The 26,101-nt window shown below is 45.2% G+C and carries 25 protein-coding genes and 1 other RNA gene; 12 read left to right on the top strand and 14 right to left on the bottom strand.

What is annotated here, in order from left to right; translation table 11 throughout:
- Positions 1–468: 468 nt before the first annotated feature.
- From FCL48_RS20095 to FCL48_RS20070, 6 genes are all read right to left on the bottom strand, one after another.
- Positions 469–1,035, bottom strand: coding sequence for a hypothetical protein (locus FCL48_RS20095; protein ID WP_136875003.1), 567 nt, complete (start codon positions 1,033–1,035; stop codon positions 469–471).
- A gap of 211 nt (positions 1,036–1,246) precedes the next feature.
- Positions 1,247–2,647, bottom strand: a complete 1,401-nt coding sequence (locus FCL48_RS20090; RefSeq protein WP_136875001.1) for a YihY/virulence factor BrkB family protein — start codon at positions 2,645–2,647, stop codon at positions 1,247–1,249.
- Between the two features lie 19 nt (positions 2,648–2,666).
- Positions 2,667–4,808 (bottom strand): response regulator, encoded by a 2,142-nt coding sequence (locus FCL48_RS20085; RefSeq protein ID WP_136874999.1) that lies wholly within the window; start codon positions 4,806–4,808, stop codon positions 2,667–2,669.
- Between the two features lie 8 nt (positions 4,809–4,816).
- Positions 4,817–5,653: an HDOD domain-containing protein gene (locus FCL48_RS20080; protein WP_136874997.1), complete on the bottom strand. Its 837-nt coding sequence runs from the start codon at positions 5,651–5,653 to the stop codon at positions 4,817–4,819.
- A 22-nt stretch (positions 5,654–5,675) separates the two neighbouring features.
- Complete coding sequence (locus tag FCL48_RS20075) at positions 5,676–6,035, bottom strand: molybdenum cofactor biosynthesis protein MoaE (RefSeq protein WP_136874995.1); 360 nt, start codon at positions 6,033–6,035, stop codon at positions 5,676–5,678.
- A 38-nt stretch (positions 6,036–6,073) separates the two neighbouring features.
- Positions 6,074–7,960 carry a LysM peptidoglycan-binding domain-containing protein gene (locus FCL48_RS20070; RefSeq protein WP_136874993.1) on the bottom strand — a complete coding sequence of 629 codons (1,887 nt, stop codon included), beginning with the start codon at positions 7,958–7,960 and terminating at the stop codon, positions 6,074–6,076.
- A gap of 140 nt (positions 7,961–8,100) precedes the next feature.
- On the opposite strand from FCL48_RS20070, the gene FCL48_RS20065 reads away from it, so the two are divergent.
- The 5 genes from FCL48_RS20065 to rny all read left to right on the top strand — a co-directional run bounded on the left by FCL48_RS20065 (position 8,101) and on the right by rny (position 12,070).
- On the top strand, positions 8,101–8,586 hold the full coding sequence (locus FCL48_RS20065; protein WP_136874991.1) for an 8-oxo-dGTP diphosphatase: 486 nt from the start codon (positions 8,101–8,103) through the stop codon (positions 8,584–8,586).
- Positions 8,587–8,713: 127 nt separating this feature from the next.
- The gene (locus FCL48_RS20060; RefSeq protein WP_136874989.1) at positions 8,714–9,091 is read left to right on the top strand and encodes a hypothetical protein; all 378 of its coding nucleotides are present in this window, start codon (positions 8,714–8,716) and stop codon (positions 9,089–9,091) included.
- A 44-nt stretch (positions 9,092–9,135) separates the two neighbouring features.
- Positions 9,136–9,435, top strand: a complete 300-nt coding sequence (locus FCL48_RS20055) for a cell division protein ZapA (RefSeq protein WP_136874987.1) — start codon at positions 9,136–9,138, stop codon at positions 9,433–9,435.
- Between the two features lie 276 nt (positions 9,436–9,711).
- A non-coding RNA gene (ssrS, locus tag FCL48_RS20050) (6S RNA) lies at positions 9,712–9,885 on the top strand.
- A 619-nt stretch (positions 9,886–10,504) separates the two neighbouring features.
- Positions 10,505–12,070, top strand: a complete 1,566-nt coding sequence (gene rny, locus FCL48_RS20045) for a ribonuclease Y (RefSeq protein WP_136874985.1) — start codon at positions 10,505–10,507, stop codon at positions 12,068–12,070.
- Positions 12,071–12,183: 113 nt separating this feature from the next.
- Here rny and FCL48_RS20040 read toward each other — a convergent pair whose 3' ends face one another.
- The 3 genes from FCL48_RS20040 to FCL48_RS20030 all read right to left on the bottom strand — a co-directional run bounded on the left by FCL48_RS20040 (position 12,184) and on the right by FCL48_RS20030 (position 14,455).
- Positions 12,184–12,603, bottom strand: a complete 420-nt coding sequence (locus tag FCL48_RS20040) for a Fur family transcriptional regulator (RefSeq protein ID WP_136874984.1) — start codon at positions 12,601–12,603, stop codon at positions 12,184–12,186.
- A gap of 127 nt (positions 12,604–12,730) precedes the next feature.
- Entirely contained in the window at positions 12,731–14,032 is a 1,302-nt protein-coding gene (locus FCL48_RS20035) for a radical SAM protein (protein ID WP_136874982.1), read from the bottom strand.
- Entirely contained in the window at positions 14,033–14,455 is a 423-nt protein-coding gene (locus FCL48_RS20030; RefSeq protein ID WP_136874980.1) for a hypothetical protein, read from the bottom strand.
- A 393-nt stretch (positions 14,456–14,848) separates the two neighbouring features.
- On the opposite strand from FCL48_RS20030, the gene FCL48_RS20025 reads away from it, so the two are divergent.
- From FCL48_RS20025 to rlmB, 6 genes are all read left to right on the top strand, one after another.
- Positions 14,849–15,364, top strand: coding sequence for an OmpA family protein (locus FCL48_RS20025; RefSeq protein WP_136874978.1), 516 nt, complete (start codon positions 14,849–14,851; stop codon positions 15,362–15,364).
- A gap of 37 nt (positions 15,365–15,401) precedes the next feature.
- A complete protein-coding gene (locus FCL48_RS20020; RefSeq protein WP_136874976.1) occupies positions 15,402–15,929 on the top strand; it encodes an OmpH family outer membrane protein in 528 nt (175 codons plus the stop codon).
- A gap of 104 nt (positions 15,930–16,033) precedes the next feature.
- Positions 16,034–16,915 (top strand): YicC/YloC family endoribonuclease, encoded by an 882-nt coding sequence (locus FCL48_RS20015; RefSeq protein WP_136874974.1) that lies wholly within the window; start codon positions 16,034–16,036, stop codon positions 16,913–16,915.
- Positions 16,916–16,972: 57 nt separating this feature from the next.
- Complete coding sequence (locus FCL48_RS20010; RefSeq protein WP_136874972.1) at positions 16,973–17,272, top strand: DUF370 domain-containing protein; 300 nt, start codon at positions 16,973–16,975, stop codon at positions 17,270–17,272.
- Positions 17,269–17,880 (top strand): guanylate kinase, encoded by a 612-nt coding sequence (gene gmk, locus FCL48_RS20005; protein WP_136874970.1) that lies wholly within the window; start codon positions 17,269–17,271, stop codon positions 17,878–17,880. The genes FCL48_RS20010 and gmk overlap by 4 nt, the downstream gene beginning before the upstream one ends.
- Entirely contained in the window at positions 17,880–18,698 is an 819-nt protein-coding gene (rlmB, locus tag FCL48_RS20000) for a 23S rRNA (guanosine(2251)-2'-O)-methyltransferase RlmB (protein ID WP_136874968.1), read from the top strand. The genes gmk and rlmB overlap by 1 nt, the downstream gene beginning before the upstream one ends.
- Positions 18,699–18,700: 2 nt before the next feature.
- On the opposite strand, the gene pyrC is transcribed toward rlmB, so the two are convergent.
- The 3 genes from pyrC to FCL48_RS19985 are packed head-to-tail and all read right to left on the bottom strand — an operon-like array spanning position 18,701 to position 22,738.
- A complete protein-coding gene (gene pyrC, locus FCL48_RS19995; RefSeq protein WP_136874966.1) occupies positions 18,701–19,693 on the bottom strand; it encodes a dihydroorotase in 993 nt (330 codons plus the stop codon).
- 45 nt (positions 19,694–19,738) lie between these two features.
- A complete protein-coding gene (locus FCL48_RS19990) occupies positions 19,739–20,617 on the bottom strand; it encodes a TIGR02285 family protein (RefSeq protein WP_136874964.1) in 879 nt (292 codons plus the stop codon).
- A 48-nt stretch (positions 20,618–20,665) separates the two neighbouring features.
- Positions 20,666–22,738: a response regulator gene (locus FCL48_RS19985; RefSeq protein ID WP_136874962.1), complete on the bottom strand. Its 2,073-nt coding sequence runs from the start codon at positions 22,736–22,738 to the stop codon at positions 20,666–20,668.
- Positions 22,739–22,999: 261 nt separating this feature from the next.
- Here FCL48_RS19985 and FCL48_RS19980 point away from each other — a divergent pair, with 261 nt between their 5' ends.
- Positions 23,000–24,187, top strand: coding sequence for an MFS transporter (locus tag FCL48_RS19980; RefSeq protein WP_136874960.1), 1,188 nt, complete (start codon positions 23,000–23,002; stop codon positions 24,185–24,187).
- Positions 24,188–24,228: 41 nt separating this feature from the next.
- Here the strand turns inward: FCL48_RS19980 and rpsA are convergent, their stop codons facing one another.
- Positions 24,229–25,431 (bottom strand): 30S ribosomal protein S1, encoded by a 1,203-nt coding sequence (gene rpsA, locus FCL48_RS19975; RefSeq protein ID WP_136874958.1) that lies wholly within the window; start codon positions 25,429–25,431, stop codon positions 24,229–24,231.
- Between the two features lie 68 nt (positions 25,432–25,499).
- Complete coding sequence (locus FCL48_RS19970; RefSeq protein WP_136874956.1) at positions 25,500–26,099, bottom strand: YfcE family phosphodiesterase; 600 nt, start codon at positions 26,097–26,099, stop codon at positions 25,500–25,502.
- Positions 26,100–26,101 lie beyond the last annotated feature (2 nt).

Here is a 26,101-nt window from a genome sequence, read left to right as displayed (position 1 = left end):
AATCCTCCTTTTTCTCGTTACAATAATATATATTGTAACGATGTTTTATGCAAGGAAAATCGTATTATTTAACACATTATTATAGGGTTACTGTATTTTCATCGTTACACAATTCCGGGAACTCAGGATAGAAGTGGTTCTGTAATTGCCAGCTGGATAAACCTGATTAACAATAAACCTCCTTTTGTTTTGACCGTCGAGAACGCGGTATCATTTTTTCAGCCTGCTCAGGAAATAAAAAAATTTAATAAAAGATCCAGGTGGAGAAGTTTGACCAAGCTTCCAAAACACAAAAAAGATTTTGAAATATTCTGGAAAAAACATTGTTCAATGCAGTTTGTCGCCAAGTAAGGCCTGGACAATAAATGAAGGGATGCTGTTGTAGATAATCCAGATTCAGTTCTTTCGCATCAACAGACAAAGCACCTGCAGTTGCTCGTTGCAGGTGTTTTTGTCTTTTTTAAGCAATTACAGGTCCCAGTAAGATCTGTACCAGTTATTTTGGTAGCTCGATCCCTGATCGCCTCTGTTAAAAGTATATTTTCCTCTTCCTTGCAGCTTGAGTGTGACGCGAGTATTACGGTCACCTAATTTCCCGAGTTCAAGGGTGGGTGATCCATCAAAACAGACATAGCCACTCTTTTGTCCTGAGGTCTGAATATAGTTTGCCCCTGGAAGTGACATTATCCTTGCTGACCCTCTGTTTCCTTCGACTGATAGAGTATATCTGTAGCAATTTTCCGCGTTCTTTGCGATCTGAGGATTAATGTCCCACCCCTCTGGAGCCTGTCTTTGCATGCGATGCTTTTGTTTGTATCTACCATTTCTGTCATCATCATATGGTCTGTCCCTCTCATAATCGCGACCGTTATAATCGCGGTTATCATAATCTCTGTACGAAGGTTGCGATTCTCTCGATTCAGTTGGCCACCATCTCTGATATTCCTGATAGCGGTTGTCCTGATCATTATAGGCCAGACTTAGAGAGGGGGAGAGCAACAGCGCGAGTAAAAAAAAGTTTATTGCGATTTTCATAATGAGGCTCCTTTTCCAGCAGTTGATTTTGATTCATTTCTAAAACGTTTTGTTATGGCGAAAGATATGGCATCAGGAGCGTCTTTGCTACCGGATATCAGGGTATATCTATGGGGAACAGGACGATGTCGACCTGTGTCGGGTCTTCTACTGCTTGTTCTTGCGTATATTTCCAGAGTGGAAAAATTTGTTGGAAATGGGTTTGACTTCCTCAGTCAAGGCCCATTGCAGCATGTATTACCTTGCGACTCTCTTGCCCACCTTTGCTATCTGGGACATCATCTCCAAGGATTGCCTGCACCACATCTGCCTGGTTGTATTTGACTTTTGGGAAGAGTGGCAGGAAGCGCTTGTCTTTATCGCTATAACTGATCAAGTTATTTTTGATCAGTGTTTTGCTGACTTTTCGAAGCATTTTGGGGGGATAGTGGCCTAGGAGAGCGCTCAGACGTTGCCTGGTCAGTTCTTCCCCGTTGCTGAATGCCTGAAAAACCTCGTCCATTATGTCAAAGGCAGCACTCAGTTTCATGGCTGGTGTAGCAGGGATGTCATTTATGGAATATTTTTTTTCGTTCTGAATCGCATAGGCGATCTGGGCTCCGGCTAAAATAAAGATCCAGCTCAGATAGATCCAGACGAGAAAAAGGGGAAATGTTGCAAAGGATCCGTAAATTGCGTTGTATTTTGCCACCCCGATCTGCAAGGTGATATAAATATTTTGAATGATCACCCAAAAACACGCGGCAAGACTGGCACCGATGAGAGCTGGCAGTGTCTTGACTTTGGTGTTGGGAAAGAAGATGAACATCACATAAAAAGAGATGGTGATGAAAACAATCGGTAAGGCCTGGAGCAGGGGAGCCTGGATCCAGTCCAGTGGGATGTAGATGTCAATTTTATCGGCGAGCTTTGGGTTTTTAATAAAAGCAGTCGCCGCCAGGGCAAGGTTTGTGGAAAGAGGAAGGAGGATCAAAAGCGTGAGGTAGTCGGCAATCTTTCGCAGAACAGGTCTTCCGGCTGTAACTCTCCAGATGGAATTCATTGCCGTTTCAATGTTGCCAAGTACAAGAACAACGCTAAAAAACATGCCGATGACTCCAAACGTGCCCAGGGTGGCAAAATTGGTTCGGTCGACATAGTCAAACAGTTGGCTGACTGCCGAGCGAAGATGGGTAGTAAGGCTTGCCTCACCATCAGGCGGTACTGTAGTAGGGGGAAAATTCGTCAGGCTTGACTGATCTGACTCACCCGCCTTGCCCACGTGGTTTGTCGGGCCTGTCTGAGGAACCTTGAAATCTGGTTTGCTATCGGTTTTTTCCAGGGTTTTGACGTAGGTATAAGCGGCTTCTCTCAGTTGGTCTCCGCCTCCCAGGCCTTTAATGACAGCAGTACTCATGGCCAGCATGGGAACCATGGAGAGCAGGATAGTGTAGGTCAGTGCCCCGGATCGGAGTGAAAGATCGTTCGCTCTGAATTGATGTACGGTGATATACAGGAGTCTTAGGAAATATCGAAGCAGTTCAATAGGCCAACGCTTTACGCTCTGTCTGTCGTCAAGCCAGTTGAGGTAAGAAGACCACGCACGGGTTAGCTGATTTAGGTTGTATTCCATTATGTTGTGTTTGATAGAGTCAGCGCCTGATGTGCAACCATTTTTCCAGAACCTGGAAAATAATATCTCTTTTTATAGGCTTGGTAATATAATCGTTCATGCCAGCTTCAAGGCAAAGTTCACGGTCGCCTTTCATTGCATTGGCGGTCATGGCGATTATAGGGATCTCGCTGAATGACTGGGCTCTGATGCTCCTGGTTGCTTCGTAGCCATCCATTTCGGGCATTTGGATATCCATGAGAATGAGGTCGAAATTCTCAGGGGATGTGCTGAAAAGTTCCACAGCCTCCCGGCCGTTTGGAGCAACAGTTACATAATAGCCGGCCTTGGTCAGCATCATTGTTGCCAGTTTCTGATTGACCAGATTGTCTTCGGCCAGGAGTATTTTAATGGATTGCTTGATCTCTTCGCGGACAGAGTATTGGGTGACGATCGGCTTTTTACCATCTCCCAAGCGATCTTCTTCTGGGCCCAGAATTTTACTGATTGTCGTCAGAAATGTCTGACGTCTTGCAGGTTTGGCCAAAAAGGCATTGAACCCTGCTTCGTTACATCTCTGTGCGACTTTTTCTGTTGAAGATGTATATGCAAGGAGGGGGAGAGCTGTATTCTTCAGTGTAGAATTGCGTATTCTTTTGGCAAGTTCATAGCCGGAAAGGTGGGGCATGACCAGGTCAAGAATGGCAAGGTTGAAGGGCTTGCCTTCCTGTTCTGCCAGGGTCAGTGTTTCCATTGTGGCGGTTTCATCCAGGAGGGTTACGGTCTCCATCCCTGCATTTTCGAGCAGATTTTTAATGATTTCGTTGTTTGCCCTGTTATCGTCTACGATGAGGACTTTTGTACCTTTGAGATTCTTGCATACCGGACGATTTTGTTGGGTAATAGTGGATTTTTTCATTTTACTCAGAAAGTGAAAGGTACTTCCTTTGCCAATAACCGATTCGACCCATACATGGCCCTGCATCAGGGCGGCGATCTTTCGGCAGATGGACAGACCGAGCCCGGTTCCACCGTATTTACGAGTCGTACTACCGTCGGCCTGCTTAAAGGCCTCAAAAATCGTTTCCAGTTTGTCTGCGGGCAGACCGATCCCGGTATCACGAATTTTACAGAGGAGGGTAACTTCGCTGTCACTTTCTTGCTGCACTTCAATGCTGAGTTCGAGCTCTCCCTGTTCTGTAAATTTAGCGGCGTTCCCAAGAAGATTAATCAGGACCTGACGGAATTTGCCGGGATCGCCGACGACGTTGGCGGGCAGATGGTCGTCAATACGGCAGAGAACCTCGATTGGTTTACCTGAGATCCTTGGCCGTATGAGATCACAGACGTCGTGGGCAGTGATTTCAGGGTCAAAATCTATTTCTTCAAGTTCCATGAGCCCCGCTTCTATTTTCGAGAAGTCGAGAATGTCGTTGATCAGGCTCAGGAGGGCTTCGCCGCTTCTTTTGATGGTGAGGGCACTGTCGCGTTGCTCATCATCGAGGTGAGAGGTGAGAAGCATTTCGGTAAAGCCGATCACACCATTCATCGGGGTTCTGATTTCATGGCTCATGGAGGCGAGAAACTGACTTTTGGCAACGTTTGCGGCTTCTGCCGCTGCCTTGGACTCGCGTAACTCATGGGTCTGTTTTTCGATTTCAGATTGGAGGGTTTTGGAATAATTTTCCTGATGTTGCTGAATAATCCGGTACCCCTGCTGGGTCTCCTCCTGCATGTCCTGGTATTTTTTTTCCAGGACCTCAAACTTACGTGAAAACTGTTTTTTCTGAATGGCAAGCTTCTTGGTCAGTTCCCGCGATTCCTGGCGGGCGAGGCAGCATGATACTGCAAGAGTAATGAGTGCGGAAACATCTCCAGGGCCTGAATCATGGGCCGCGCTGGTAAAAAAAAGAGTCGCACCAAGAGCAGGAACAGGAAATGCCCCGTAGGTTTTTCCGTTGTTGGAGACCGGAAAACTGTGTTCCGTGTTTTTTTCAAGCAGCTGCTTGAGGGTGTCGAGAATCTCATCGGGAAATAGTTTACGGGCATCTGAGGACCCAATGTTGCCAGTCGCTGTCTGGGCTATGAATGTAAGCTCAGGCAGATGATCATCCAGAAATACAAGGAGCTCTTCAAGATTTTTCTTTTCAGTTACTTTCGTGTTTTTAAAGAGGTCAATCATTGGAACCCCTATCCGTAAATGGCGTTGGCTTTTTGCATCTCTTCTGGAAGATCTTCAATAAGGACCTTGTATTCGTCAATATTATCCTGGAGATGTTGAAGAAGGGGCGTGGATATATCAACGGTTATTTCTGGTAGGGTCGTGTAGTTGATCTGGCCGGTAATGTATTCTGAAATCTGAATTATGCCGGTGAGTGTATCGGGTTTCATCTCATTGGAGATAAGGTGATGGTCCCGAATTGCCTCCTGGACGGAAGTGGACATATTCCAGTCTATGGTCATGAGGTGGCCGAGTTCGCAATGGTTGGTGCCAAAGGCCTTGTTTTCGAGGTCTGTTATTGTACTGGAGGACTTGCATGCAGAGACGAGTGACTCAAAGGCTATCGGATTTATCTGCTCTTCGATAAGTATACCGAAGTCATGGAGAATGCCGCAAAGCAAAGCATCATCTCCATTGACTCCGAAGATTCGCTCCGCTATCATTTTGCTGCAGATAGAGACTGCAGCAGAGTGATGCCAAAGTTTTTTCTTTGAAAATCCGCGCGTTTTTCGGGGTGCTACAAAGATCGTCTGCACCGCGTCGATGACGACGAGGTTGTGGAGGTTTTTCATGCCGAGAAATGCGACAGCCCGACTTATAGAGTCAACCGTCTGGGTCAGACCATAAAAAGGGCTGTTGACCAGTTTCAATAGCCTTGCAACCAGGACCTGATCCATCTTGATCACGTCTTCAAAATCCTTCATCGTCGACTCGCTGTCGTTAATCAGTCTGTTGACAGTTGCCACAACGCTTGGAAGCGCGTTAACGTCAGAAAACTTTTCAAGATAGTCTGTTGCAGTAGACATGAGAAGGCTCCTGGGAAGGTGGCTAGAAAATCTCTCGTTTTGTTACGGCCTCTGCCTTTACACGGTCAAGCAAATCGGCGAGTACGGGTTTGATGTTTTCCCGGATATCACCTGCCACGATGATATACAAAAGGTCATCTCCGGGCTGAAACGTTCCTGAGTACGCTTCGATTTTAATATCAAAAATTCCTTCACTCTTGAGATAGTGCTGACGGAGTGCCTCGATTTTATCATAATCCGGGGTCACTTCCAGAGCTGTTACCTGGGACTTATCTTTTCTCGACCAGTTGCGAACAACACCATTATGAATGAGTATCATTCCAACATTATCCGTAAATTTAGGGTGTTGCTTGAGTTCTTTTATTGCTTTGTTTATATCCATGCTACCTGTTCCTTATCTTTAAATACTGTGAAATGATGTTATATCTGTTGGACAATAGGGATGATCAGCTCCTGATCGCGATTTAATTGGGCGAGATTTATGGTTGAGTTATATCTCTCAAGCAGCCATAGAGGAATCTCAAACTTATTGTAACAGAGATCCCAGAGGGTGTCGCCTGCGCTAACTTTATATGATTTTTGTCCCACGACACTGTAAGCAGAGAAGAAATCGTCTTCTGTTTCCTGGAGAAAATCGAGTCTTTTTTCTTCGAATCGTGCAGGGGCGAGGTTGTCAAATTGTAAAAGAAGCTCCTGGCCGGGGCTGAGAGCGGAATTTGTTTTCAGATTGTTGAGGCTGTAGAGTTCTTGCTGACTTATCCCGAGTAATTTGGCGTACAGACTTAATGATTCCTCAGGTTGCACTTTTATATAGCCAAGGGTTTTGCCATTTTTTTTGTGGACTTGAAAAACGCTGTAAACGGTGGGGTCTTTGGTTGGAAGCGGGGTTGTGGCTGATAGATCCGGTTTGCTTTTTTTCTTTGGGACAAGAGTGGGTGGCTCGTTCAGCCTTGTGTTACCAGTATAATCTTTTTTTGATTTACTGTTACGGATAATCGCTTTTGCGGGAATCCGCAGGTTTTGCTTAATAAAAATAGTGGCAAATTCGTCGAGGTTGTTGGCGGCTCTGAGTTGCTTGAGGGAAATCCCGTAGCGTTTTGCAATGGCGCTGGCGGTTTCTCCGTTCTGTACTCTATGATACTTGGTAGCTTTTTGGTTGTTTTTATACAGAGACGAAGGAATGTTGGCTGTCAACTGTTTTGTCGTCGAACTGTAGGGAAGTCTGACCAGATAGCCATCTGGGATATGCTTTTCCCCGTTGATTACAGCCGGACGAAGGGCTGGATTATGGTGGATTATGACATCTGGCGATAGTTTTAAGTGACGGCTGAGGGTATCAAGGCTCATATAGCCCTTGAGTTTGAGGTACGATACCTGTTGCGGACCATGCATTTTTATTCTAGCTTCTAAATCTTTAGCAACTTTCAGTGCGGCAAGGAACTCAGAATAGAAGTTTCTTGAGGCAAATTTAAAATACCCTTTGCTGTAATTGCTGAAGATGTCCACATAGTTGTCGTGCTCCTTTTGTGCTCTGATCATGCCGGGAAGTCCGTAGTTGTATGAGGTGAGAGCAAGAGGCCAGTTCTTTAAATGCTGGTAGCTCTTCTGTAAATACTGGGCTGCAGCGTGGCTTGCACGTATCGGGTCAAGACGTTCATCGACGCTGTCATCAATGAGCAGGTATCTTTTTCCGGTGGATCGGGTAAATTGCCAGATCCCAGCCGCACCGAACTTGGAATAGGCCCTGGTGTTGAAAGATGATTCAACGTGGGGGAGGTAGGCAAGGTCCTCAGGGAGGTGATATGAGCGGAAAATACGTTTTATCTCAGATATGTATCCTCCGGAATAAACGACACCTTCCTGAAAACGTTCCTTTTGGCCTCTCTGGCTGCGCACACTATCCGCAGCATTACCCATATCTCTGCTTCGGTATTTTCCTGAAAACTGGGCTGCTACTCTTTTTTCTTCTTCGCTGACTGGTCGCTGTTGAGAGAGTTTTTTAAGGAGATTGGTGTACTTTTGTATCGCCTGTTTCTCTGCATTTGCATTGATTTGAGCGGCGTTCGGAAGAGAAGGGTCGAGGAGGTCGACAATCTCGTACACCTTGGTTAAATCATTCGAGTCATGTATAACGACCTGATTAAGGGAATAGGTTGCATACACCTTTTCCCAGAACTGAACATTGGATTCTATTGCCTTATAGCGTGGGAAGTCTTGAGCTGCAGCAGTGTTGAGTTGGCAGACTGGAGCCAGACAGATTATGCTCAGGCAAATATATAGAAAATTTTTTGTTTTTTTAAATGACATACATATTTGAAAGTAAAGCCACACCCGGAAGACAGGGGATGGAACAAGGGAAGATTTAATAACAGTACACTATTTATATCATATGAAAGGTCGTAGCGGAATATGTATCTTAAAGTAATTGCAGAAAAAGGGAAAAAGTAATGTATACACCCATCATAGCCACCCTCGGTTATATCCTCTCTCCAGACCAAAGGAGTACGCTGCTTGTCCATCGCAACAAAAGGAAGACGGACCAGCATTTAGGTAAATATAATGGCCTGGGAGGAAAAATGAGACATGGAGAAGATATTTATACCTGTCTTGTGCGTGAAATAAGGGAAGAAGCTAATATCGAATGTAAAGAGGTTCTGCTGCGGGGTACGATTAACTGGACCGGCTTTGGTCCAAACGGAGAAGATTGGTTTGGTTTCATTTATCTCATCAAGAGCTTTTCAGGCACGCCGAATACGTCCAACGAGGAAGGGGATCTTCTCTGGGTTGATGTGGGTAAAATTATGGATCTACCGATGTGGGAAGGAGACCGTTTTTTTCTACCACTTGTTTTCGACAATGATCCCAGGACGTTCCATGGATATATGCCATACGAAAACGCCTCGCCGATAGGTTGGAGTTATTCTAGAATCTGATTGATGTTGCAGGGATAAAAAGCCATGGTATATTCCCCCTAACACAAGAAAAAAATCCCCGGCTCATACTGTTGGTCACTTTTTGATGAGAACAGAGCCGGAATGAGAATACCAAAGGAGCCATAAAATGGATAAAGTTACTGAATTACAACGATTGGAGCAATTTGTTGAAAAACTGTTAATCAGTTTTGCAGAGCTCAAAGAAGAGAAAAAGAAACTGCTGAAGACGTTGAAAGATAAAAATGCTCTAATCGTAGAGCTTGAAGGAAAGATTAGCACCAAAGACAGTGAGCGAACTGAAATCAGTGAACGTGTTGGAAAACTGGTTGAACAGATTGAGGATTGGGAACTTGGACTGGATGAGGATGAGGAAGAACTCGAATCCGTGGACGAGGAAGCTGGCTCTGATGAAGCTGAAGGTGATCATACTGAAGACGCAAGTGAAACCGCAGAGGCGGGTCGGCTGCAGCATAATCTCTTTTCTGTTTCCGGTTCCAAGGAATAGGAATTACTATGCTGAATAGAAGATAACGCAGTCAGCGGATAGCTATGTCAAACAGTGAGCGTTTAGTCGAATTTGAACTCTTGGGCCAGGAATACAGGTTTTATACCGGGGCTTCTGAAGAAGAGATGCAGGCGATACTCTCCCTTGTGCGTCAACTGGTTGAGACAGAGCCTAACACCAATGTAGGTACCTTAGCATCAGGTAAGAAGGCTGTACTTGCATGTTTGAATATTGCCTCGCGTTATGTGAAACTGCAGCAGGAATTTAAAGACTACCAGCACAATACGGAATATAAAATTGGACGGTTAGTCGACGAGATCAAAACAGGCCTGGCTTCAGAATAGTACCTTGATATCGGGTTGAAGTTTTTTTTGGAATCAAATCGCCTCAGGGTATTTGTGTCTCTCAGGTAAATGGGACACTCCGCGGGGGGCAGATAGAAGTACCCCTCTGCTGGCGGAAGGGAAACAGTCCTTGGGTTGGTGAGGGCAAGCCACTTTAGCTTTACAGCCGGGTTATTTTGTTTTCGTTTAGGTTAAAGTCTGCTATAGTTTACTTATAGTACAAAAGAGCTGTAGCTATTGATTTAAAAATAAATATAGTAGTGATATTAGTATAGAATTTCCCTGCACTGTTGGTGATGATCAGTGTGTGTTGAGCCAACTCTCAAAAAAAGGGTACCTTCTCTGTTTACTTAAGGAGGGTCATTTTTTGACGTACCTGACGTGGATATGAGGCTGCCCACCTATTTTATAGGTTTAACTTTCCTGGTTACACGGCAGTGTGGGGATTATTAGTATAGTTGATTCTACTATTGAATTAGAAATTTACTCTCCGGATGAACGGCTTTTAATAAAAACACCGAAAGACGGCCCGCCGGTTAAACATATAATTGAAGATTGGCATCAGCGATACAGAGCTGGTGGAACAAAATATAAATTGAGGGAAACAGATTTACTCTTTAGAGAGTGGTGTCGGAACATCTGATCGATATGATGGGCAGAAGTGATAATGTCATACCGAAAGATCCTCTGGTTGTATCTGGATGAGTTGATTGTTTCTGGTACAGGTGCGCCTCACCGTCTAAAGAGCTGTTATATATGTTACTTTTCCTGAAAAGGGCTTGTGGTAACAATACGTGATTGTGACTAAATCCTGGTCGGAAATTTGCTATATGGTTTTAAAACTATCCCTTTAAACTCGTGAGATATCTTGTTGCGGAGTTTGTTATTCCTGTTTTTACATGATATTTTGAACAGGTTTCTGGAAAAGAGTACAGCAGAGGTACCTCGGGTTATCCGTTGTTATCAGCGGGATTAGTAGGTATTTAGCTCTGGTTGAAAGCTTCTCCCCTTCTCTATTTTGTTTTATCTCCTCTCTTGTTGTGTCGGTCGCTACCTACAGGACTGCTCCATGGATCTCATACATCATCCATTCCTCTTTGCGGGAATAGGTCTCTTTGCAGGTACTTTCCTTGGGTTTTTCCTGAGAAAAGTCATTGTTGAGGGACATGAAAAAAATATAAAAACCCAGAGTAGACAGATAATTGAAAACGCTATTGTTGAGGCGGATCAGCTAAAAAAAGAAGCCTTACTGCAAAGTAAAGAGGCTGCGTATCAGGTAAAACAGGCACTGGAAGAAGAGTTAAATACAGAAAGGGAAGAGCTTAAAGACGAACAGCGCCAGTTAAAAAGAAAAAGAGACAGTTTGAAGCGGGAATGGGACAGTTTTGACCGTAAGCATACAGAATTGCTCTCAACTGAGCAGAATTTTAAACGTCTTGAAGTGGAATGGCAGGAAAAAAATAAGGAAATTGATAGTCTTGTAACAACCAAGAAGAATGAACTGGCAAAGATTGCCGGTATCGGACTGGATGAGGCCAAAAAGCTTCTGATGGAATCAATGGAAAGTGAGGCTCGGATGGACGCGGCCAAAAACCTTGTCCGCATTGAGAATGAGATGAAGATGGAGGCCGATCGTAGGGGCAAGAACATTCTAGCCCTCGCAATCTCTCGTTATGCGGGCGATTATGTTGCCGACAGAACAGTGTCAATGGTACCTCTACCAAGCGACGAGATGAAGGGCCGTATCATCGGCCGTGAAGGTCGCAATATACGGGCAATTGAAGCTGCAACTGGAATAGACATCATTATTGACGATACTCCGGAAGCCGTCATTCTCTCCGGTTTCAACCCCGTACGACGTGAAGTAGCCCGTCAGGCCTTACTCCAGCTGATAAGTGATGGCAGAATTCACCCGGGCCGTATTGAAGAGGTTGTGGAAAAGGTAACGAAGGAACTGGAAGTGACCATGCGTGAGGCCGGTGAACAGGCAACTTTTGATGTCGGTGCCCACGGCGTTCATCTTGAACTGATTAAACTGTTGGGACGTCTGAAGTACAGAACAAGTTATGGGCAAAACGTTCTTCAGCACAGCCTTGAAGTTTCCTTTCTCTGTGGAATTATGGCGTCAGAACTGGGTGTTGATGTCAAAATAGCCAAAAGAGCGGGCCTGCTCCACGATATTGGCAAGGCAGTAGATCACGAGGTTGAGGGGTCCCATGCGATTATAGGGCGCGATCTGGCTAAAAAATATGGTGAACCGGAAGAGGTTGTTTATGCTATTGGTGCACATCATGAAGACCAGCCTCCGCTCAGTGTCATTGACGTTCTGGTGCAGTCGGCTGATGCACTTTCAGGTGCCCGTCCAGGAGCCAGAAAAGAGATGCTGCAGAGTTATGTCAAACGTCTTGAGGATTTAGAAGCAATCGCAAATGAATATCCTGGTGTTGAGAAATCATACGCCATCCAGGCGGGCAGGGACCTTCGGATTATTGTGGATTCCAATAAAGTCAAAGATGAAGATGCAACTCTGCTCAGCCAGGACATCGCCAGGTCTATTGAGTCTAAATTGACTTATCCTGGGCAGATTCGAGTGACTGTAATACGGGAAACCCGAGTGGTTGAGTACGCTAAATAGTTAATAGACAGGGTGCTGGCACTCTGCGCGGAAACTTAGTTAATCAACAAAAAATCCCCATGACACTCGTGTCATGGGGATTTTTTGTTATTGTGCAAGGAGTATCTTGTAATCTAATTGATTGCTGCCTGCCTGTCCTCTTCGTTCTGGCAGTCGTAACATATGCCACTGAATTCAATGTGATGACCAAGTATCTTATAGTTGCTGGCGTTTTGGGCTCGCTGATTGATCTGCTGCTGAACTTCTATATGCACATCATCAACCTTACCACACTTACTGCAACGAATGTGGTAGTGAGGGGTGACAGTTGCATCAAAACGTTTTTGGGTGCCACCGACTTCGAGTTTCAGAATGACTCCCGTGTCAGCCATGAGTTCGAGATTCCTGTAAACGGTGCCTAAGCCAATTCTTGGCAGCCGTTTTCGCACCATGTCGTACACCTCATTTGCAGTCGGATGGGACGTCACCTTGCCAAGCTCTTCCAAAATGATCTGCCGTTGTGTGGTCAGACGCATATTAGGCATTTGTTCCATAATTAAACCTCAATAGAAATAGTTGATAAAATTTATTATCTGGTATTCTATCTTATGACAATAAAATTGCAATTAAAATAAGGTGGCAGGCTAATACTGCCAAGGAAGCAAAGAGTCGTGCGGAGTTTTACCGCTCACTGGGATCTGGATTGACCTGTGGATTAAAATAACCGAATTTGAGTGCCGGGAACTTTGCTTTTAACTGGCCCAGCCAATTCCGCACACCGTAACAGACGGTGTTTTCCGGCAGGTTCAGGGTATTCAGGTAAATCTCAGGGTCCATGTTGAAATTGCGAAGCTGAATAAAGTCAGGCTGGTGATTTTCAATGAGTTTACACAGTGCGGCGAATTCATTTTCGCTGTCAGTAAATCCAGGAAAAACAAAGTAATTCAATGATACAAACCTGCCTTTCTCCTTCATGACATCAATTGAGCGCATGACGTCGGCAAAGGAGTAGTTTATCGGTCGGTAGTAGGCCTTGTAGTATTTCTCCTGGGCTGAATTAAGACTCACCCTGATACTGTTTAGGCCTGCGTCTGCGAGTTGCTCAACCTTGTCTGGCAGGCTTGAGTTTGAATTTAGGTTTATCGTTCCTCGTAAGGTGTGTTTTCGTATCTCAAGGATGGAGTTTTTAAGGGTCTCTGCCTGGAGGAGTGGTTCGCCTTCACAGCCCTGGCCAAAACTGACAATTGGATTGTCTGCAGTCTTCAGGTGGTGTATGGCAATTTCGGCAATCTCCTTTACCTCTGGAACAAACTTTATACGATCCTGGGTTGATGGACAGCAACCGGACTCCTGGAGGGAAATGCAGCCAATACATCTGGCGTTGCAACTGGGTGAGGTTGGGAGTGGAGCTTCCCAACGTTCCAGAAAATAGTTCCTGGCAGCAGGGCAACCATATGTAAGACAACATTTTCCAAGGTGCTGAATCAGTCTGTTATCCGGAAATTTTGAAAGCTTGGTTTCCGTTTTTTGTCTGACCTTCTCCTGGCTGTACTGATCGGAATCCTGTCGTACATCATCATCGCTTCTAAAGGCCGTTACCCAGAATTGATTGTCATGCCAGCCAACGGCGGTGTAGGCAAAAAGGGGCAGTACGGGTGCCTTCTTTTCTGTCTGGAAGCTACTGTTGTAAATGGAGGTATGAGCGGGGGCAATAAAAGCTGCTACTGCCTGAATGATGCCTCCAGGGGTATATGGATCTTCGGCCAGCAGGGCAGGTTCATTGTCCGTACGATCCCATCCAACCGGTAGCCTTGAGGGAAGTGCGAAAAGCTCACTGCCTTCTGGCAGGGCAATGATATCTTCAAGATTGGGCCTGAAAAACTTACCGTTACTCATTCCGACCATTTCCAGCTCGGGAAATTCGGTAATGTTTCCATCCTTGTCTGCAAAGAGCAGACAAGGCATTCTATCAGGGTGCTGCATTTAAGGTCTAAGAACCCGAAAAACAGAATCTACAGCTCTGTAGATGTCAAGGTCATCACCAAAAACATCTTGAATTGCTGCATTATTAATGAGGTCTTCAACAATATATTGGGTAAAATAGAGACTGACCACATTAGGGTCCTGGGCAATGGTTCTGATTGGTGCAATTTTCATCTGTAATTCAAACTCTTCGATATAGCCGAGTTTTGCAAGTTGTGCTTCAAAAGCCTCTCTCACCGCACTCACTGAAGTGGTTTCAATAATTTCTCTATCGATCAGTCTCTGGGTGAGTTTGCTTGCAAATTCCGTAGCATGATCTTTTGCCCGGTGGAACATCTTTTTACGTTCCTGCTCCCGCTTGCGGTCGATGGTACGTATTGTCTTATCTGTTGTTCTGTTCGGGCTTATATTTACTTTAGCCATTCTGTGAATCTCCGTATAGTAGTCATCGCCTATAAAGGGCAATAGAAACAATTTAGTCTGATATTTGAGTACACATCTTATAATCCGAAAAGATAATAATCACTAGATCAAATTTGTACCTTTCATGCAATTTATACACATTTGCAGATGAGGCTGATGTTGCACAATGTTCCTTTCGTGGTATGCTCCAGCTACTTTGGTCAAAAAAAAGTTCCTGGAAGGCTCAACAATATAAAAAATATGTTGAAATAGATAGCTTTTGATATATATAGTGCAAAGCTTATTCTAGTGACAAATAGAAAAGGTATTGGGTCTTTTATTTTACTGTTTTTTAATAATTAATTTCTGTTTCATGTTACCAAAAATCATATTGAACTATTGGAGGTTCCTTTAATGATTGCAAATGTAAAAACTTTGTTGCCTGCACTTTTGTGTGTTTCTATTCTGTCTCTTAGTGGTTGTGGCTCAAAAAGCAAAACCGACGAGGCAATGAAAACTGTTGATACCGGTGAAGCGATGGGTGCAACTGAGTCTTTGGACAGTACACCTCGCGGTATCAGTGAGGGACGTACTTCTGAAGGTATGCTGCCTGTATATTTTAACTATGATTCCTCAGATATTAAGAGTGATCAGGTGCCAAGAATTGAAGTAAATGCTGCCTTTATGAAGAGCAATCCTGACTTGTCTATCCGGATTGAAGGAAACTGTGACGCTCGGGGTACCAACGAGTATAATATGGCGCTTGGTGAGAGAAGAGCACTCGCTGGCAAAAAATATCTTCTTAATCTCGGCATTGATGAAGCAAAACTGAGCACCGTGAGCTACGGTGAAGAAAGAATGCTTCTCCATGGTCATGATGAACTGTCATGGGCTCAAAACAGAAGAGACGATTTTGTTGTAGTTGAGTAGTTCTGCAAGAAGCTGAAAAAATCTCTGGAGACGTATCGTGATTAGAAAATTTATTCAAATAGCTATGATCGCGACCCTGGTACTTATGGGCGCTCATGGTTCTATGGCTGCAGACCTTAAACTGGGGGTGATGAACGTCCAGAAAATAATCGTTGAATGTAAAGCTGGAAAGGCTGCAAAGGAAAGATTCGACGTGAAAATGAAAGGTCTGCAATCTTCTTTTAAGGAGGAAGAGGCTGATCTGAAAAACCTACAGGAAGAAATCAAAAAGAAGAGTTCTGCCTGGAGTGAAGAGAAAAAAGCTGAAAAAGTTCGCGAGTTTCAGAAAAACGGACGTGAGTTACAGGCGAAAACTGAGGACGCTCGTTTTGAAATGAAACAGTTGCAGGATAAAGAACTGGAGCCAATTCTCAAATCTTTGGAACAGGTCGTAGAAAAGTACGGTAAAGATCAGGGATACATGATGATTTTAGACTCCAAAAATGGAGTTATATACTTTGACAAGGCTGTAGACATAACTGAGACCATCGTAAAACTGTTGGATAAAGCAATGTCTGCCCAATAGCTTAAAGTATAACATCACCATCAGGCTGTAGTATGAAACGGTGTAGAGGGGCGGAACCTTCTACATCGTTTTGTTTTTTGGAGGAACAACAAAGGGGCTGTACTATGACGGTAAAAAGTATGACCGGTTTTGGCCGGGCAGAAGTTGAAAGTGAAGGCCGGGTCTGGCTCGCTGAAGTGCGCTGTGTCAATAACAGATATCTTGATTTGAAAATGAAATTGCCCCGTGGGTATAACGCCCTTGAGGAGAAGATTCGTAAAAAGGTTTCAACATTTCATGTGCGTGGTCGGGTAGATCTTTTCCTCTCGGTAAGCGGTGATTTTTCAGATCTTCAGGAAGTAAAGATCAATAAGGAGCTGGCGGCAGGGTATCATACCGCTCTGAAACAGCTTGCAGAGGATTTCAATGTCCCCCTTGAGGTGACCGCAAAGACCCTGGCATTGTATCCTGAGGTTATTACCAGAGAACAGCGGGATGAGAATCTTGATCTTGTCTGGCCTCTTATCGATAACGTTGTCGATATGGCACTTGAACAGTGTTCTGAGATGCAGCTTCAGGAGGGAGATGCCCTTTGCAGGGATCTGCAGGCCCGACTTGACACCTTTACAGTAACCATTGATACAATTGAAAGAAATATCCCGCTGTTGTTGCAGGATCGTCAGAAAAATCTTGGAGAACGGCTTGAGAAGCTCCTTGGTAATGTTCAGCTTGATCCTCTACGGCTCGCCCAGGAAATCGCCATTCTCGCCGATAAAACAGATGTCACCGAAGAGATTGTCCGCCTGCGCTGCCATATCAGCCAGTTTAATAGTTTTTTAGGGGAAAATGGAGGCGTAGGCAGAAAACTCGATTTTCTGATCCAGGAGTTTTTAAGAGAAGTGAATACGCTTGCTTCAAAGATAAATGATGCGGGCATCGCTCATCACACGGTTGATCTTAAAAGTGAACTTGAGAAGATGCGGGAGCAGGTACAGAATATAGAATAGCATTTAAGGGGCCAGGCTACCATCCTGCAGCTTAAATGATGATATGAAGAGAGAGCTATGCAACTATTAAACGTTGGATTTGGAAATACCGTCATGGTTGAACGGGTAATTGCCGTTGTGAATACTGGATCATCCCCGGCGAGAAAGCTCAAAGAGTCCGCTAAAAAAGAAGGCCGGCTGGTGGATGTAACCGAAGGCCGCAGGACCAGGTCCATTCTGGTGATGGACTCCAACCACATCGTTTTGTCATCGGTTCAACCGGATACCATCAGTCAGCGTATGCAGGCTCTACAGCCAGGGTATCAATTGGCGGAATACCAAAACCTTGTGAAAACGACAAATAAGGAGTCGGTATGAACCGCGGGCGGCTATTCGTGATTTCTGCGCCTTCAGGCGCTGGAAAGACAACACTGCTTAAAGGCGTGATGTCCGGTATTGCCAAAATGAAGTTCTCTGTTTCCCATACCACCAGAGTCCCCCGAAATGGTGAAGTTGATGGGGTTGATTATCATTTTGTTTCAAGAGAAACCTTTGAGAAGATGATAGCTGAGGGGAAATTTCTGGAATATGCAGACGTCCATGGCAATCTCTATGGCACGAGCCATGCTTCCATCACTGAACAGCTGGCAAACGGTTATGATGTGGTACTGGATATAGACGTGCAGGGGGCTTCAATTTTACGTGATATTCCCGGATTTGATGCGGCTTTTGTGTTCATTTCACCACCGAGTTTAACGGAACTGGAAAGACGTCTGAGAGGGCGTGCAACAGAGGATGAAAGTAAAATTCAGGTTCGGTTGCGCAATGCACGAACGGAACTTGAGTCAATGGATAAATATGACTATATCATTGTAAACATTGAGATCAGTGAGGCAACTCATCTCCTCTCGTCGATAATTTTGGCTGAAAGGGCTAAATCACACAGGTTGCCATCCGGTGACCCCATTGAAAAGGTGTTGCAATAATGAGAAAGTCATTTGAAGGTAATAAACCTTCCGGCGAAAAAAGAATTCGTTTCAGCGACGATATGCTCTGGGGTATTCACCCCGTTGTTGAAGCGCTGGCCCAGGAACCGGGACGCTTTACTGAAATAATACTGCAAAAAGATAAGCGCGGCAGCAAAATTGAGGAGATTGTGACTCTGGCCAGAAGTGGTGGAATAAAACTGACCTTTGTCGACACCCTCAAGCTGACAGGTGAGGGGAGTGCCCAGATCCGCCACCAGGGGGTCGTCGCCAGGCTTACAGAGACCCCACTGCTCGACTTTGACGATCTCAAAGAAAAGATGCTTGAACGGCTTGCCCAAAAAATACCCACACGGCTGATGGTCCTTGACTCTCTTCAGGACCCGCATAATGTCGGGGCGATTATTCGTTCGGCTCTTGCCTCAGGTGCGGCGGGGGTCATTATTACACGAGAGAGATCAGCGCCCCTTGGAGGAACGGCTGCAAAATCCTCGGCAGGAGCAATGTCCCATATTGATATCTGTCAGGTTACAAATCTCAGTCGTGCCCTGCAGGAGCTTAAGGAAATCGGTTTCTGGGTGTTTGGTGCCGTAAAGGATGCGGACGCACACTCTCTGTATACTGTCGATCTTTCTGTACCCGCTTGCCTTATTGTGGGCAGTGAGGGTAAAGGAATTCGGCCTCTGGTAAAAAAAGAGTGTGATTATCTGATTTCAATTCCCATGGAAGGTGATCTCGATTCCCTCAACAGTTCGGTTGCCGCCGGTGTGATTCTCTTTGAAACCCAACGGCAAAGTCTGATGTCCACAAAAGTGTAAGATTATATGACCTGGGACCAGGAGAGCCTCTGGCCTGCTGCAAATGGTTTAAGATCATGATAGAGCTCTGGTACCAGCCAGGGCTTTTTTTCTAAGGTGATTGTCTTTTGAAGTGGTGTTATGCCGTAGCGGCTGCAGGCAATTCCACTCACAAAGTTCTGAAGTAAATCAAGCTTGCCTGCATCATCAAAAAGCTGGGCGAGCATCGGCAGGGCGACCGGGGCAGAGAAGATACCGGCCGCACAACCGCAGCATTCTTTTTTATGTCGCGGGTGGGGTGCGGAGTCAGAGCCGAACATAATTCTCGGATGTCCTGAAAAAACAGCATCCTGAAGGGCGGCTCTATCCTTTGGTGTTTTTGCTATTGGTTTACAGAAAAGATCAGGTTCCAAAAGGCCGCCGGCGACATCATCCAAGGTGATCAGGAGATGGTGTAAAGTGACTGTGGCTGAGACATTTTCATAGTGATCAACGATGGTCACTGCATCGGCTGTGGTGATGTGTTCCATGATGATATGTAAGTTGGGAAAGTTCTCTGCGAATTGCTGGTAGGCCCCGAGGAATTCTTTTTCCCTGTCCATGACAAACCCGCCCGTCTCCCCATGCACAAGCAGGGGGATTCCAAGTTCTTCCATATATCCAAGGGTTTCATTGATGGCTGAGATATCACTGACACCGTTCTCACTTTGAGTCGTGATCCCCGCAGGGTAGAGCTTAATCCCTATGATCTCATTTTTAGCATCGAGCAGTTGCTGACGGGAATATTGCTTGAAAAACAGGGTCATGTAAGGTGCAAAATTTTCAGTATTCTCACACTCTTTTATTTTTTTTCTGTAAGCCCGAACTTTTTCAAGGGAGTCGACTGGATCAACCAGATTGGGCATGACAACGGCACCTGCAAAGACTGCTGCGGTAAAAGGTGTCACATTTTGCAGCATTACGCCTTCGCGGAGGTGAAGGTGCATGTCGAGGGGAGACTGGAGTTTAATGTGCATAGGAATCCTTTTAAGTTGGAAATAAAGGGTATTATCCTTTGGTAATTACTTAGTAATAGTCAGAAAAACATCCTGATAGAGTTGTCTGTAGTCATTGATACTGCTAGGGTCGAGCCAACGTTCGTAGGCTGCTCTGTATGCCGTCGCTGGTCGGAGCTCAACAAGCACTGTATTGATATCGTCGATGACTCTTTTACCCCAATCGTTTTTTGAACACGCCACGTAGGTAATAGAAGCATCATTATTCTGCTGATTTTCTACGACGCTAAGTGTCATGATCTGCTCTTTGAAACCAAGAGTTTCAGCAAGATACATGGCCTCTTCGGGAAGGGCCGGAAGCGCATCAATGCGTCCTGCCATGAGCATCTTAAAAAGATTTAAGGAGAGTTCCCCTCCCTCAAAGCTGTATATGTTCTGATCGTTACCATAGGTGTTTAACAGTTCATCAAAAACGATTCCGTAGGACCTGTTTTTCGATCTGCCGACAATATAGGAGTCACTTTCCAGCACGTTTTGCAGACTGACATTTTTATCGCCTCCAAACCTTTCAAAACTGTCTTTTGTAATGATGAGTACAATGGGCAGGGTAAAGACACTGGGGATGGAAAAATAGGCAAACTCTTCTCTTTCGGGTGTCTTGTACATGGCAAGTGCACAGGACTTTTCTCCCTGCTTCCATTGTTGGTAATGCCTGGAGATGTTGGCGATCATATGTCTGTGCTCATACTGGGGGAGGTTCTGGGTGATGATTTCAGTGATGAGGTCTTCATATCCCTGTCCCTTAAGGGGGCCTTTGTGGATAAAAAAAGGCGGGGCTACGGCTTCCATCCAGGTGATACTATCTTGTGCCTGGCTGAATGACTGGCTTGAGGTGCAAAATAAGAAAGCAAGCAATAAATAAAGCGGCGATTTGAGGAGCTGCATGACTTATCCTTTAAAAGCAAAAATATTTGGTGAGTAAAAAAATAATATTTATGAGTTAAGGGTTTTGTATATTGCCCTGCCGATTTGTTCAATTGTATATGGTTTGGCAATAAAATAGCTCGCTCCCATGGCAAGAGTGGCCTTAACGTCGTCGTCTTTTGCAAAACCGCTGGCGATGACAGCTTTTTGTTTCGGATGAATTTTGAGAATATTTTCATAGGTTGTGCGTCCATTTTGACCAGGTGACATAATCATATCGAGTACCACCAGATCAACACAGTTTTGCCTGAGAAATTGTTCGGCTTCTTCTCCGGAGGAAACAGCGACGGTCGCATAATTCAGTGACGCCAGTAAACCGGTAAGAATTTCCAGCTGTCTTGGCTCATCATCAACCACAAGAATCCTTTGACCTGTACCTATGTAGTCCTGCCAGTTATCCTTTTTGGGCAGATGGTTGATTTTACCGTTGATGCTTGGGAAAAAAAGTTCAAAAGTTGTTCCGCTGCTGCTGCTTGTCACATGTACTGTGCCTCCATGCTCTCGCATTGTATTCCAGACAATGGTGAGGCCGAGACCCGTTCCACTTCTTCCTAAAACTTTCGTTGAGTAAAAAGGCTCAAAGATGTGCCGCATCTCTTCATCATTAATCCCTTTTCCCGTGTCTCTGATGATGATTTTTGAAAAGTTCTGTTTTTGCAGAGAAGCATTTCTTTTGACGGTGGTATCTTTTGCCTCTTCATTGAGCGGAGGAAAACAGTGTTCATTAATCGTGGAGATGGTAACCATACCCCTACCGCTGATAGATTCTATACCATTGTTGATGATATTCATGAGGCATTTACGAACTTGGATGGGAGCACATTTGACGTTTCGCAGGGCAGGGTCAAGGCGGGTTTCGATCTGTACATCGGGATGCTGGGAGATGAGCTCGCGAAAATCGGCGCTTTCAAGGTATATTGCAATGAGATCGTTTAGACTGGTAATCTCTGTACTGGCTGCTACGCCACGCGCAACGGTGAGAAGGTCGGAAACGACTTCAGCAGCATCTAGGCCTGATCTGCGAATAGATTGCAGTGGCTTGTAGAGTTTGTCCTTTTCAGACATATTTAACAGGAGCAGATCGGGGTAACTGATAATTCCGGATAAAATATTGTTGAGGTCATGGGCGACCCCGCCTGCCATAAGGCCAATGGCCTTCATCTTCTGGTCACGGAGGAGCTGTTCTTCAAGCCGGCGTCTTGAACTGATATCAATGGCGATCATTCGGGCACCGCCAACGCTCATGTCGTTTGTATAAAGCGGGGCAATTTTTAACAGCACGGGAAAGGGAATGTTGCCATAGCCTATAACCGAGTATTCCTGGAGTTCTATTGGTTCGCCTTTGAGAGAGGTATAAAAGTTATTCTCTGCATCGTTTCGATCATTTTCAACAATATAATCGAGAAAACTCTGTGCTTTTCCTGAGGTGAGTTCGGGGTCAAGGCGATTTTTGGCCGCTTGATTGGCATAGGTTATGTTACCGTCCATGCCTGTTTCCAGAACAATTTCCGGTAGAAAATTAACAAGGTCGTGGAAACGCTGCTCACTGCTGCGTAATTTTCTGGTTCGTATTTCTACCTCCTCTTCGAGGTGACGGCGGCTTTGAATCAGAAACATGATGAAGCTGATGGTCAAAAGAACAAGGAGGAGTACAATGAGGATGTTGATCAGGGGAAAGATGATACGTACATATTTGACCCCGCTTAACGTACCTATCTGTTCGCCTTTACTGAAAATCTCCTGGGACAGCTGTTTTGTGCCGATCAGGCCTGCCTCGTGAAGGAGGTACGAAATTCCAGTGAGTTTGCCCTGCTGCAACGAAATAAAATTTTCCATTCCCGGAATGGAGACGTTCAGACTTTTGTAATGGTCGGCTTTCATGGCAAGCCTGAGGTAGATACTTGCCCCGGCACTGTCTAACGCCCAGATATCATCCGAGATTATGGCGGCGTGGTTGGCAAATTGCTTGCCCACTACCCGGTTCTGGTATTGAATGTAGAGCGCTGAGACAACGATGAAGACTATGAAAAAGAGTACTGGAATAAAGATGAAGCGGCTACTTTGTTTAAGGTGAAAACCCATTCGATCTGTTCTCTTGAAGCGTATAATATTCGTTAATTTGTAAATAAGATGTATTGTAACCTAGCATACTGTGTTTTTTTTGTAATGAACAGTATTATGACACAACTTTTAACGGATGGTCAGCATTAGGTTACCGTATTGAATCTCCTGATTTTTTCACCCGAATTCTTGGCCGAAAAATAAGATTTTATTACTACTCCAGACCTTTACCGAGAATGAGAGTACTGGATTACCTCCCTTTTTTTTACAGGACCCCTGAACTTGCAAAAGTACACCTTGATCACCCTGCTGCTTTCCGTCTTTATAGCCCTTCTTGGGATAGGCATTATTGTCCCGGTTATGCCAATTTTTGCCAGGGACCTTGGGGCTGGAGGGTTTGCCCTTGGGGTGATTATCGCCGCATTTTCAGTGACTCGCGGACTTTTGCAACCTGTGGTGGGGAATCTTTCAGACAGATGGGGGAGAAAAGGTTTTCTCATGGCAGGTTTGTTGATCTACGGTCTCGTCGGACTCCTTATTCCCATGGCAAAAGACGTGAGTCATCTTGTTGTGATTCGTGCTTTTCATGGTGTTGGGTCGGCTATGATTGTCCCCATAGGTATGGCCTACATGAGTCTGCTTGCACCAATAGGGCAGGAATCTAGATACATGAGCTATCTCAATGTGGCGATTTTTTGCGGCATTGGCTGTGGGCCTGTCATTGGTGGAATATTGTCCGATATCTGGGGGCTGGCGTCGGTATTTTATACTATGGCAAGCCTGAGTCTGGTGGCGTTGATGCTGGTTATCTTGTATATGCCACGAAGGCCTGCAGGTGAGGTGGCAACAGAAGGAAATTTTCTAAAAAGCCTTGTGGAGATGGTCCATAACAGAAAAACCGTAGGAATATTAATCGCCCGCTATTCAACTATGATCATTATGGTACCGAGTATGGCTTTTGTTCCACTGCTGATGTCCGAGTGGCCGGGGGTGACAGGCTTGCAGATTGGCTTTGTCATTGCCTGCCGGACCCTTGTCAATGCCCTTTTGCAGGTGCCTTTTGGAAAGCTTGCGGACAAGTACAGTAAGCGTAAGATTCTTATCTCTTCCAGTTTGGTTCTATCAGCCGTTGTGTATTGTATTCCTTTTTTCACGACAGTGACATTCATGGCAGTTGTCTACCTGCTGCTTGGGTGCGTGGAGGCTGCTATCTGGGCGGTACTTGGTGGTTACGCCTCACTTGAAGCAAAAGCGCACTATGGTCATGGAACCATGATGGGCATGTTTGGTTTCGCAATGAGCGGGGGAGTATTTACAGGGGCGGTTTTAGCGGGGGGGATTATGGATCAGTGGGGGATTGCTGCTGCATATCATGTGACTGGGGTAACGGTGTTACTCCTGTCTCTTTTCGCTTTCGTAATGATCGCCGGTGCGGAAAAAAATGGCTCAGCAAAAGAGTCCGGTACCTGATGACAAAGGGACCAGACTCTTTTTTTGATAAACGGTATGGCTTATTTATTTTTTTGGGCCATTTTAGCCTTGAGCAGTGCCCCGAGACTTCCGAGATCATTGTCTGACTTTTTCTTTTTATCTTTGGAGACAAAAGCCTTGTACTCGCTGCGCTCTTTTTCTTCCTCGCTCTCAGGAGAAACGTAGTCGGCGGGAACCAGGCTTATTCGTTTCTCAATGGTGTCAATGGCTTCAATTGTCACATCAAGATTCTGTCCTTCTTCAACCACCTCTCTTGGATGATTAATGCGCCTTCCATTGCCCAGCCTTGAGATGTGGACAAGTCCGTCAATACCCGGTTCAAGCGTTACAAAAGCTCCGAACTGCGCGAGACGCGCTACGATTCCGGTGTGGGTGGAGCCCACAGGGAATTTGTTGGGCACCTCTTCAAAAGGGTCCGCCTGGGTTTCTTTGTAGCTGAGAGAAATCCTCTCTTTATCCCAGTCAATACTTTTCACTATTGTTTGAACTTTCTGGCCAACGCTAAAGTGTTCATCAACTTTTTCCACGCGGCTCCAGCCGATTTCAGAAATAGGGATCAGGCCGTCTACTCCGCCCAGGTCAACGAAAGCACCGAAATCTCGAATAGAACTGATGGTGCCCTCAACAGTTTGTCCTTCTGCAAGGGTTTCTTTGAGTTTTTCTTTCAGTTCTTCTCGTTCGTCTTCCTGAATGGCGCGCGCAGAGAGAACAATGTTGCGGCCATTTTCCTCAAATCTGGTGATAATAAACCTCATATGAGTGTCCAGATATTCCTTGGCTGCATCTTCTACCCGACGCAGGCCCATCTGGGAAAAAGGACAGAACCCTCTCACATTACCACCTAGGGTGATTTCAAAACCTCCTTTTATCTCAGCTTTTACAAGACCTTCCACAGGAATTCTGGAGCGATACGCTTCTTCAAGATGGGCATTGGAGGAGCCTGATCCTATGGTTGTGGTAAACAGTCTTTCAGAATTTTTGGCCTGAAGGAAGTAGACATCAAGGGTATCACCTTCTTTGTGAGTGAAATTACCTTCCTTGTCTTTGAGCTCGGAGCTGTTTAACACACCTTCGCTTTTTCCGCCTACATCGAGAAAAGTAGTTTCAGCATTCATACCTACGATGGTCGCTTTAACTTTCTGCCCGGGCTCAAGGCGCTTGATCTTTTTGTTGGCTTCTGCTTTGAAGAGATCTTCAAAGCTCTCACTGTTTGCTTCTGTCATATCTTCCTGTTTGTTATGGCTGTGGTTGAGGGGTTATTGCCAATGGAATTGAGCTCCAGTTGACGTTGTTAAGGGCGTTGCCGGTTATGTTCTATTGTTTCAATTGGCGGATGAAGAGCACGTGGCTGGGGTGCAGTTTCTGTTATGGGAATGTCATGATCAAACATGCATATTCCTACACCAATACGTTGAGTTGTACCCTTGAGAAGGTCTACGATGACAAAGCCAGCCTGGTCATTTTCTCCTAACAGTGGTCCTGGGTTGATAAGCAACGACTGTTCAAACTGTTGTATCCTGGGAATATGCGAATGCCCACAGCAGACTATATCATAGATTGACTGTCTGGCAAGCTCTTGTGCCTGCTCAGGATAATGGACCATGGCTATTGTATAAGTATCAATGGTGAATTTGCCAAGAATGCCGTGATGGGTAATGTTGGGAAAATCCCGGCCGCACCTGTCGGCAATAAGACGTTGATCTCCGATATTATTGCCATAAATCAGGTGGACAGGACCATCAAAACGGGCCAGCTGCTTGAGCATAAATGGGGAGATGAGATCGCCGCAGTGGGCAACAACATCGACCTGATTGTGGTTACAATAATCTATTGCGGCCCGCAGGTTTGCGACCTGGTCATGGGTATCGGAGAGAATGGCAAGTATTGTCATAA

Origin of the sequence: Desulforhopalus sp. IMCC35007, assembly GCF_005116575.1 — a bacterium.
GTDB lineage: Bacteria > Desulfobacterota > Desulfobulbia > Desulfobulbales > Desulfocapsaceae > Desulforhopalus_A.
This window is presented reverse-complemented; position numbering and strand designations above follow the sequence as displayed.

What these genes read in the sequence shown, in the direction of transcription:
- FCL48_RS20085 (WP_136874999.1), bottom strand. Translation starts at nt 4,808, where the DNA reads ATGATTGACCTCTTTAAAAACACGAAAGTAACTGAAAAGAAAAATCTT.
- FCL48_RS20070 (WP_136874993.1), bottom strand. Translation starts at nt 7,960, where the DNA reads ATGTCATTTAAAAAAACAAAAAATTTTCTATATATTTGCCTGAGCATA.
- FCL48_RS19990 (WP_136874964.1), bottom strand. Translation starts at nt 20,617, where the DNA reads ATGCAGCTCCTCAAATCGCCGCTTTATTTATTGCTTGCTTTCTTATTT.
- gmk (WP_136874970.1), top strand. Translation starts at nt 17,269, where the DNA reads ATGAACCGCGGGCGGCTATTCGTGATTTCTGCGCCTTCAGGCGCTGGA.
- FCL48_RS20055 (WP_136874987.1), top strand. Translation starts at nt 9,136, where the DNA reads ATGTCAAACAGTGAGCGTTTAGTCGAATTTGAACTCTTGGGCCAGGAA.
- rny (WP_136874985.1), top strand. Translation starts at nt 10,505, where the DNA reads ATGGATCTCATACATCATCCATTCCTCTTTGCGGGAATAGGTCTCTTT.
- FCL48_RS20025 (WP_136874978.1), top strand. Translation starts at nt 14,849, where the DNA reads ATGATTGCAAATGTAAAAACTTTGTTGCCTGCACTTTTGTGTGTTTCT.
- rlmB (WP_136874968.1), top strand. Translation starts at nt 17,880, where the DNA reads ATGAGAAAGTCATTTGAAGGTAATAAACCTTCCGGCGAAAAAAGAATT.
- FCL48_RS20090 (WP_136875001.1), bottom strand. Translation starts at nt 2,647, where the DNA reads ATGGAATACAACCTAAATCAGCTAACCCGTGCGTGGTCTTCTTACCTC.
- FCL48_RS20075 (WP_136874995.1), bottom strand. Translation starts at nt 6,035, where the DNA reads ATGGATATAAACAAAGCAATAAAAGAACTCAAGCAACACCCTAAATTT.
- FCL48_RS20035 (WP_136874982.1), bottom strand. Translation starts at nt 14,032, where the DNA reads ATGCAGCACCCTGATAGAATGCCTTGTCTGCTCTTTGCAGACAAGGAT.
- FCL48_RS20015 (WP_136874974.1), top strand. Translation starts at nt 16,034, where the DNA reads ATGACGGTAAAAAGTATGACCGGTTTTGGCCGGGCAGAAGTTGAAAGT.
- FCL48_RS20030 (WP_136874980.1), bottom strand. Translation starts at nt 14,455, where the DNA reads ATGGCTAAAGTAAATATAAGCCCGAACAGAACAACAGATAAGACAATA.
- FCL48_RS20080 (WP_136874997.1), bottom strand. Translation starts at nt 5,653, where the DNA reads ATGTCTACTGCAACAGACTATCTTGAAAAGTTTTCTGACGTTAACGCG.
- FCL48_RS19985 (WP_136874962.1), bottom strand. Translation starts at nt 22,738, where the DNA reads ATGGGTTTTCACCTTAAACAAAGTAGCCGCTTCATCTTTATTCCAGTA.
- FCL48_RS19970 (WP_136874956.1), bottom strand. Translation starts at nt 26,099, where the DNA reads ATGACAATACTTGCCATTCTCTCCGATACCCATGACCAGGTCGCAAAC.
- FCL48_RS20065 (WP_136874991.1), top strand. Translation starts at nt 8,101, where the DNA reads ATGTATACACCCATCATAGCCACCCTCGGTTATATCCTCTCTCCAGAC.
- FCL48_RS20060 (WP_136874989.1), top strand. Translation starts at nt 8,714, where the DNA reads ATGGATAAAGTTACTGAATTACAACGATTGGAGCAATTTGTTGAAAAA.
- rpsA (WP_136874958.1), bottom strand. Translation starts at nt 25,431, where the DNA reads ATGACAGAAGCAAACAGTGAGAGCTTTGAAGATCTCTTCAAAGCAGAA.
- pyrC (WP_136874966.1), bottom strand. Translation starts at nt 19,693, where the DNA reads ATGCACATTAAACTCCAGTCTCCCCTCGACATGCACCTTCACCTCCGC.
- FCL48_RS20010 (WP_136874972.1), top strand. Translation starts at nt 16,973, where the DNA reads ATGCAACTATTAAACGTTGGATTTGGAAATACCGTCATGGTTGAACGG.
- FCL48_RS20095 (WP_136875003.1), bottom strand. Translation starts at nt 1,035, where the DNA reads ATGAAAATCGCAATAAACTTTTTTTTACTCGCGCTGTTGCTCTCCCCC.
- FCL48_RS20040 (WP_136874984.1), bottom strand. Translation starts at nt 12,603, where the DNA reads ATGGAACAAATGCCTAATATGCGTCTGACCACACAACGGCAGATCATT.